This is a genomic window from Luteibacter sp. P4_E6, from assembly GCF_056401535.1.
Window position 1 is genome coordinate 1 of sequence record NZ_JBFUJE010000613.1, and the last position, 2,167, is coordinate 2,167.

Below are 2,167 nucleotides of genomic sequence, written 5' to 3' on the forward strand. Positions count from 1 at the left end.
CATTGATGGTGACACATCCGACCAAGGCAATGGCAGCAGACGTAACGATTCCAATCAGTGCTTTATGCATCATTGTTAACTTCCTTTCTAATGATCATCGTACCACCGGTCCACCACCTTCCGTGGCCGCCTGCAAGCGCCTTACCAGGGTCGGCCAGTCGACCTCCCGCTGATGGCCCACCACCGTGAGGCGCGGCAAGCCGCTGCCTTCGACGATAGTGTAGCCATCCTTCGCATTGCCCAGCCCACCCATGGAACACACGTCGCCCTTGAGCACACAGGTCAGCCCGATGCGCTTGTAGCCGAACGTCTTGAAGATCTTCAGCACGGTGCCCTGAATACCGCCCGCGATACCACCGCCGCCGACGGCGGTGAGATTGTTGACGGCCTTCTGACTGATCCGGCCACCGTCGTTCGCCGTGAAACTGGCTTTGAAGGCAGCCGGTTTCCAGGCGACAAGACGGAGACCGGTCAACGCACCGTCGAGACGCCCGGTGATGCTGCCAAAGTCGAACACCGAGGTGAGCAGTGCGAGATCGAGCTGGCGCAGCGCGATGTCGCCGGTGAGAACCGGAGCATTCCCAAAGGGTTGCGAGACAGTCATGCGAGTGATGTCAACGAAGCCGTCGAAGACGTTGAGCGAAAGGCCACCCCCCATCTCCATGCGGTCGTCCACGTAGCGCATCGAAGGTATGGCGCCACCGATGGTGCCCTTGAACTCAGGCCAGCCAAGCGCGCGGCATAGCGCCCCCATGTCGATCTGGGTCAGCGCCAGCGACGTCTGCAGGCGCTCACCGCTCGCCGCCGCCGGCTTCCAGGCCAGACTCTGCACGCGGAGCTGTCCGTCGAGGACAGGAATGGCAAGTGGCTTTTCCAGCGTCAGTGCGCCGCCGCGGCTGCGCCAGTTTGCGTCGGCGGCGCCGTTGGGAATCCGATAGACCTGCAGGGCACGCCATCCGAGCTTCGTCGCCGGGCGGTCGCCCTTGGCGCTCCAGTCCAGAGCACCATGCAAGCCCGAGACGCCAAGGCGGCCCTGGGCGAGTGATAGATCGAGGCCGCTGGTCTGCAGCGCAAACGCCGTCAGGCCACCCGCGTCGAGGCTGACCTGCCCGCTGATCTCGCCCGCGCCGACCAGCTCATCGATACCCAGGCTACGCAGCCATCCCTTGCCGTAACGGTCATAGGCGGCGGGAAGACGCGCGTTGAAGTGGTCCAGCTGGAGCTGCGCCAGGTCACCGTTCGCGTTGAAGCCCAGTTCGCCCTCCAGCTGCAGTGCATCCGGATCCGTCAGTCGCAGACGCGGTATCGACAGGATGCCTTTCTGGGAACGCGTCGCGAGCGACAGCTGCACGGCATGCGCGGGCAAGGCGGCGTATAGCGGGCCTAGGAGGATTTCGCCACCGCGCAGGCTGGCATCGAGGTCGATCGAGGTGCTGCCAGCATGGCTGTCGATGCCCAGCCTCCCGCTTCCCGAGAGTTTCTGCCCGGCAAGTTTGCCGCCCGGGCTGTCGAAACCCATCCCGTCAAGGGCGAACTGGCCGCCGGCCTGTATGCCGCTGTCGAGGAGATCGAGGGCAAGATCCGCGTCGACACGGCCGGTGGTGGTGTGACCCGACCAGACGGTGGACAGCAGGCCATTGAGCCATCCGGCCGGCAGGCCCTTCAGGGTGATCTGGGCGTGGGTGGTCTGATCGATCGGCAAAGCAATCCTGGCGCTCCCCTTGTCCTGGGTTACCGAGAGCTCGAGCGTGTTGGCCGATTCGTCGGCGACCATGTGCAGGCGCGCATTCGTCAGTGCGCCGCCTGGCGCGCCCTTCAGCCGAAGCGCGCCGTCGAAGACCCAGCGCCCGAGCTCGTCGCGATCAAGCCCTCCGTCGAGGGCCACGCCCAGCTTCTGCCAGCCCATGGCGGGCATATCGGCCTGCCTGGCTGACAGCGTGATCTGCAACCCTTGTCCGCCTGGTGCCGCATTTATGTCGGCCTCCATGCCGGTCATGGCCACCCCGGGCAAGGACAGGCTATCGGCACCAACGGAAACGCCCGCGCAAACGCTTCCCGATCCCGCGAACAAGGCGCAGGCGACAAGAATGAGGACGAGCGTGCGGGTTGATACGGCGAGCATGCTCGGCCATTCTGCCAAACTCAGATGAACGACACGGAACGTTGC

General features: G+C 64.6%; 1 protein-coding gene. It reads right to left on the reverse strand.

The genetic code is table 11. The features are described from left to right. Nucleotides 1-94: 94 nt before the first annotated feature. Nucleotides 95-2,122 (reverse strand): translocation/assembly module TamB domain-containing protein, encoded by a 2,028-nt coding sequence (locus AC1DT2_RS21475; RefSeq protein ID WP_477298606.1) that lies wholly within the window; start codon nt 2,120-2,122, stop codon nt 95-97. Between the last annotated feature and the right edge of the window lie 45 nt (nt 2,123-2,167).